We start from the raw sequence: 6,313 nt of genomic DNA on the forward strand, positions 1-6,313 counted from the left end.
AACAAAATAATGATGATAGACGTCGTGCGCTTGATCAGCTAAATGAAAATCGAGCCACTTAATTTTTTAACGACACCAGAAAAAAGGGGAAATTTTTTTTCTGAAAAAATGAATGCTATGAAAAATTCTTACAAACTATGTATTCCAATTATGCAAATTTTGTTCTCCCTGCTTATTGTCACACCCAATTGCAAAGGTCAGGAAGCAAATTGGGAATATAAAAACGTGCCTAAAGATGAAATTAAAGAATCCAATGCCTTATTGCCTTTTCGCAAAAAAGCAAGCATTCTATCAAGTCGTGCTTACGATCTGATAAATAGTTTACCTCCAAACTATGTAAAAGATGGATCAGTTGATTATACTGAACAATTACAAAAGGCTATCAATGCCAACAATATTGTTATGTTTCCAAATTTTCCAGTTCTTGTAAATCACTTAGGGTTATCACTAATAAGTAATAGTACAATTATATTCAGAAAATACTCTAAACTGGTTTTACAGGCAAATGGCTTACCTGCATACCAGATACTACGTATTTATAATGCCACCAATGTCAACTTGTATTTTCCGGTAGTTCAGGGTGACAGGGATTTACATTCAGGTAACGGACAGTGGGGAATGGGGATTTCAATTTCTGGTTCAACAAAAATATTGGTAGTTAATCCTAAAGTATCCAAATGTTGGGGTGATGGCATCTATCTTGGAAGACAGAATGATGCAGTGGATAGAAATATAACCATATTTTACGCCGAGTTAGATAATAACAGGCGCAACGGCCTTTCAATAACATGCGCCGATGGAGTACACTTAATAAGACCAATAATATCAAATACCGCTGGTCAGATGCCGATGAGCGGTATTGACATTGAGCCGAATACGAATGCCGATGTGATAAAAAATATAAGAATTGATAACGCATTTACTTTTAATAGTGCTATGCACGGTATAGTAGTCTCTTTACATGGACTTAGAGGTGATGCACCTCAACAGGTTAGCATTAGCATAAACAATCACGTTGATGAAGGCTCCGCCATTGGCTTTGGATTAGCAATTAATTTAGCAGATAAGAATAACGGACCTCCCTTAACCGGCCAAATCAATGTATTAAACCCCCTTTGGAAAAACAGTAAAAAGAAAGGATTCCAAGTTTACAAAGCACCAAATAATGTGAGTATGATAGATGTTAAATTTAAAAACACATCTATTTTTAAAAACAATAACACAGATAATGACGGGATATCTGATATGAAAACGCAACTAAATTACGACAGGAGAATCTTCGTGGAGTGATTTTAGGGAGTAATTAATAGGACGAATAATCCAAATTCCCTAACTGCATTATAATTAATTAAATCATGATTAAGATCAGCATCATCGTACCCATGTACAACGTAGCGCAGTACTTAGATAATTGCATTGAATCCGTATACCGGCAAAACCTGGAAGAAGATACATTTGAAGTTATATTAGTTGATGATCAGTCGCAGGATGGTAGCAGGGCCATTGCCGGAAGTCTTATTAAAAACCATACGAACGCAAGAATCATAAGCCACCCGGTAAACAAAGGTTTAGGCGGCGCCAGGAACACAGGTATAATGAACGCCGCTGGCAGGTACCTGGTTTTTTGGGATGCTGATGATTGGTTTTTACCCGGAATGCTGGCACAATTATATGATGAAGCGGAAAAATATTCAGTTGATGTGTTGGAATTTGGTGCCCAGGGCATTGGCGAAAAAAATAAAATTGTGTACACCAGATCTTTGTCGTCCGATAAAATTAATAATGGGATCAACTATTACAAAAAATATCGCTACATGGATTCAGCTTGCAACAAATTATATAAAAGAAGTTTTTTGTTGCAAAATGGACTTCTTTTTGTTGAACGACTGTATATAGAGGATTATGAATTTAATACCCGGGCATTTTATGTTGCTCAAAAGGTATTTGGTATTAAATTAATCGCAGCACAGTTTTACCAATCACCGGATTCCATTACCAGGAATATTGATGACCGCAAAAGTATAAAGATGCGGGAAGATATCGTACAAATGATTAAACTGGTGCGCGATTTTTTTAAAAAACAGCCCAATAAAGAAAACAAAGAGGTTTCAGAATATTTCGGCCAGCGGTTAAGTTATTTAACAGCCACGTTGTTTTTTCAGCTATTTAAAAGTCGCTCGCTCTATTCCAATTTTGAAAAATTGAAATACGAATTGAAAAAAAATGGGATTTTCTTCGTCGATCATCGGATATACGACTTAAAAAAAGATCTGTTTAGAAGAGTGCTGTTAAAACACTTTTATCTATTTAAAACAATAAGGTTTATAAAATGAGGATGGTCATTTTTTTTGCACGCAATTTTGCTGACATTTATAAGAGCTCACTCATTTGCCCATTTTGGGTTATCAAATGAGGGTTTGGCCCTATAATTAACACTCATGATTGTGAGAAAGAAAGTATGTTTTGTGGTTTCTTCTCCCCTAACGATAAAAGCCTTTTTATTAAACCACTTTAATATATTGAAAGCGGAATTTGATATTTCCGTCGTAGCAAATTTTGATGCAGAGCGCGATGCTTTAATTCTATCCCAATTGGCTGATTATACTGTTTGTAATATCAAAATATCAAGAGCTATTAATCCGGCAGGCGATTTGAGGGCGCTGATTGCTTTACAAAAGTATTTTAAAGCCAACAAATTTGATATAGTTCATTCTGTAACCCCAAAAGCAGGCTTACTTTCAATGACAGCATCGTATATGGCTGGTATAAAAAACAGGGTACATATTTTCACCGGGCAGGTTTGGTATCATAAAAAAGGTATCATTAAAAACCTGTTAATTTATCTGGATAAGCTAATCGTATTAACATCAACCCATATACTGGTAGATGGCGAGGCACAGCGATCTTTTTTGATCAGTCAGCATATTATTAAGGATTCAAACTCGCAAGTTTTGGGTAAAGGATCAATAAGTGGTGTAGATACAGATCGATTTACTCCAATTGTATCGACCAGAAAAAAAATAAGGGACGAATTGCTGATAAATGACAATGATGTTGTATTTGGGTTTTTAGGAAGGCTTAACAAAGACAAAGGCATTTTGGACTTAGCAAATGCCTTTAAAAATTTAAAGGAAGATTATCCTAATATTAAACTTTTACTTATCGGGACCGATGAAGAAAATCTGATTCCACAGGTACAACGAATAGTAAACGACAGCAATTCGATAATTTTTTATGGCCCGACCCTAAAGCCCGAAATTGTTTTGCAAGCGTTGGATGTATTTTGCATGCCAAGTTACAGGGAGGGGTTTGGCACTAGTGTGCTTGAAGCGTCGATGCTTGGATTAGCAGTCATTTGCAGTGACACCTATGGCTTAATGGATACCATTGTTGAAAATGAAACCGGATTAAGGCACAAGGTTGGAAATATCCGCTCATTATCCGATCAAATGAGACAACTAATCCAATTACCCGATCTTCGGAAATATTTAGGTAACAATGGGGTGAGATTCGTAACCAGTAATTTTTCTGCGGATAATATTTCAAGGGAATGGCTAAAATTTTATCACAGACTTGTTCTAAACTAAATGTATAAGACTTTTTTTAAGCGATTAATAGATTTCTGGGTTTCAATATTTGCGGTAATGATCCTGTTGCCACTTATACTGATGCTAACCATTCTCCTATACGTATCAAATGCAGGCTTCCCGTTTTTTTTTCAGGTGCGCCCGGGGAAGACCGGTAAACCTTTTAAAATGATCAAATTCAAAACGATGAATGATAACAGAGATGAGGAGGGAAATCTCTTACCAGATGCAGACAGGCTAACGCATTTTGGACGTTTTGTCAGAAAAACCTCCTTAGATGAAATACCACAGTTGTTGAATGTGATAAAAGGAGAAATGAGCCTGGTGGGCCCCCGCCCGCTTCTAACAGAGTATATGCCACTATACAATGAAAATCAAAAAAAAAGGCACGATGTACGCCCGGGAATTACTGGTTGGGCACAGGTAAACGGGCGCAATTTGATAAACTGGGGTCAAAAATTTGAATATGATGTTTGGTATGCGGGCCACTTAAACTTTTGGCTTGACCTAAAGATTATTGGGATGACCTTTGCGAAGGTATTAAAACACGAAGGGATCAGCCATAAGGGCCATGTAACAATGCAGAAATTTAATGGAGATAATATATGATTTACCTATACGGTGCGGGCGGGCATGCAAAAGTAGTTATTGAAATACTGGAACGACAGAAAAAAGAAATTGCCGGGCTCCTGGATGAAAACACAGAAATAAGAAGCTTGCTTGGCTATCCTGTTTTTCAGGTTATTCCCGCACATGGATCAACCACCGATTTTAAAATGATCATTTGCATCGGCAAAAATGAAATTCGTAAAAAATGCGCTGAGGAATTCAAAGTAAATTACCAACAGGCTATACATCCATCAGCCATTTTATCGCCGAGAGCTTCAATTGGGGATGGAACAGTGGTAATGGCATCTGTTACCGTTAATTGCGACGCTGTTGTTGGCAGACATGTGATCTTAAACACCAATTGCACTATTGATCATGATTGTATAGTGAACGACTTTGTACACATATCACCAAATGCTGCTCTTGGCGGGAAAGTTCAGGTTTCCGAAGGGGCCCATATTGGTATAGGAGCGTGCGTGATACAAGGTATTAAAATAGGTAAATGGGCAACTGTAGGTGCCGGGGCTGTAATTATTGATGATGTACCCGATTACGCAGTTGTAGTCGGCAATCCGGGTAAAATCATTAAATACAGTGATCAAAAATAAATTAAATTAACATGAAACAAAAAATATGGCTCTCCAGTCCTCACATGGGTGGTGAAGAATTTAATTTTGTAAAAGATGCTTTTGATACCAACTGGATAGCGCCTTTGGGCCCGCACGTAAATGGATTTGAACGCGACCTGGAAGCCTTTACAGGATCAGGACATGCGGCAGCGCTAAGTTCAGGAACCGCGGCATTACACCTTGGTTTAATTATGTTAGGTGTCGGCCCGGGTGACGAGGTTATTTGCCAAAGTTTTACTTTTTCGGCAACTGCCAATCCAATTGTTTATTTAGGTGCAACCCCCGTGTTGGTCGACAGTGAACCCGAAACATGGAATATGTGCCCCGAATTGCTGGAACAGGCTATAAAAGACCGGATAGCCAAAGGCAAAAAGCCAAAAGCAATAATGCCGGTTCACCTCTATGGTATGCCTGCTAAAATGGAACAAATAACGACAATAGCCGCCAGGTATGAAATACCTGTGCTGGAGGATGCAGCCGAGGCTTTAGGGTCGACTATTAATGGTAAAAAAGCAGGAACTTTTGGGGCAATGGGTGTGTTGTCTTTCAATGGGAACAAAATTATTACTACAAGCGGTGGTGGTGCATTGATATCAGATGAAGAACATTTCATCAAACAGGCACGTTTTCTAGCCACCCAGGCCCGTGATCTGGCCCCTCATTACCAGCATTCGCAAATAGGGTATAATTATCGTTTAAGCAACGTTTCAGCTGGTATTGGCAGGGGGCAAATGCAGGTGTTGCCTGACCGTATCATGAAAAGGAGAAGTATCTTTAATTTTTACCTGAAAACACTTTCAAATCTACCCGGTATCGGCTTTTTACCGGAACCATTTGGTTATAGCAGCAACCGTTGGTTAACAACCATAACTATTGACCCAAACAAAGCAAAGGGTACTACAAGGGAAACGGTACGCCTTTTACTGGAAGAAGAGAACATTGAATCACGGCCCTTGTGGAAACCAATGCATTTGCAACCTGTTTTTAAAAATTGTCCCAGCTATGTAAATGGAATTAGTGAAAAACTTTTTAATAACGGTTTATGCCTGCCATCAGGCTCAAACCTCACTCAGGAATCTCTTGACAGAGTAACTGAAACCATAGCATCAATTTTTAACAAAAATGCCGCAATGGCCTAAAAAATCAAATGGCATAGGTTCTCAACACGTTATTATAACGCTTGCAGCTTTAATTCAGCCCCAGTAAATTGGCATTGCAACCGCTTCCCTGAAATTTGAAAAGCGCCCGGTATTCTTGTGAAGATGCATTCTATTTTATTTATTAACGTTAACAGCTTGTCTGTTCATTATTCAATGACCCAATCTAAACTATCCCAAAAAACAAAAAATACCACATAATATTATTTAATAATTAAAAATCAAATTTATTGTTTTTTTTAGTTTGTGATAGTTATCACTTGTGATCATCATCATTAATAATTGGTTTAATAAGGTATAATTTTAAGCTGTAGTTGATTCAACAACCTAA

Annotated in this window: 6 protein-coding genes; all 6 read left to right on the forward strand. The window is 37.8% G+C overall.

Annotated elements, in window-relative coordinates; translation table 11 throughout:
- The first annotated feature begins 42 nt into the window (after nt 1–42).
- Nucleotides 43–1,290: a right-handed parallel beta-helix repeat-containing protein gene (locus QZY09_RS23285; RefSeq protein WP_295676738.1), complete on the forward strand. Its 1,248-nt coding sequence runs from the start codon at nt 43–45 to the stop codon at nt 1,288–1,290.
- Nucleotides 1,291–1,355: 65 nt separating this feature from the next.
- Complete coding sequence (locus QZY09_RS23290; protein WP_295676740.1) at nt 1,356–2,333, forward strand: glycosyltransferase family 2 protein; 978 nt, start codon at nt 1,356–1,358, stop codon at nt 2,331–2,333.
- Nucleotides 2,334–2,444: 111 nt separating this feature from the next.
- Entirely contained in the window at nt 2,445–3,587 is a 1,143-nt protein-coding gene (locus QZY09_RS23295) for a glycosyltransferase family 4 protein (protein ID WP_295676743.1), read from the forward strand.
- Entirely contained in the window at nt 3,588–4,196 is a 609-nt protein-coding gene (locus QZY09_RS23300; protein WP_295676745.1) for a sugar transferase, read from the forward strand.
- Nucleotides 4,193–4,804: an acetyltransferase gene (locus QZY09_RS23305; RefSeq protein ID WP_295676747.1), complete on the forward strand. Its 612-nt coding sequence runs from the start codon at nt 4,193–4,195 to the stop codon at nt 4,802–4,804. The genes QZY09_RS23300 and QZY09_RS23305 overlap by 4 nt, the downstream gene beginning before the upstream one ends.
- A gap of 11 nt (nt 4,805–4,815) precedes the next feature.
- Nucleotides 4,816–5,964 (forward strand): aminotransferase class I/II-fold pyridoxal phosphate-dependent enzyme, encoded by a 1,149-nt coding sequence (locus tag QZY09_RS23310; RefSeq protein ID WP_295676750.1) that lies wholly within the window; start codon nt 4,816–4,818, stop codon nt 5,962–5,964.
- The last annotated feature ends 349 nt before the right edge of the window (nt 5,965–6,313 follow it).

Origin of the sequence: uncultured Mucilaginibacter sp. (genome assembly GCF_903913935.1) — a bacterium.
In the GTDB taxonomy this organism is placed as follows: domain Bacteria; phylum Bacteroidota; class Bacteroidia; order Sphingobacteriales; family Sphingobacteriaceae; genus Mucilaginibacter.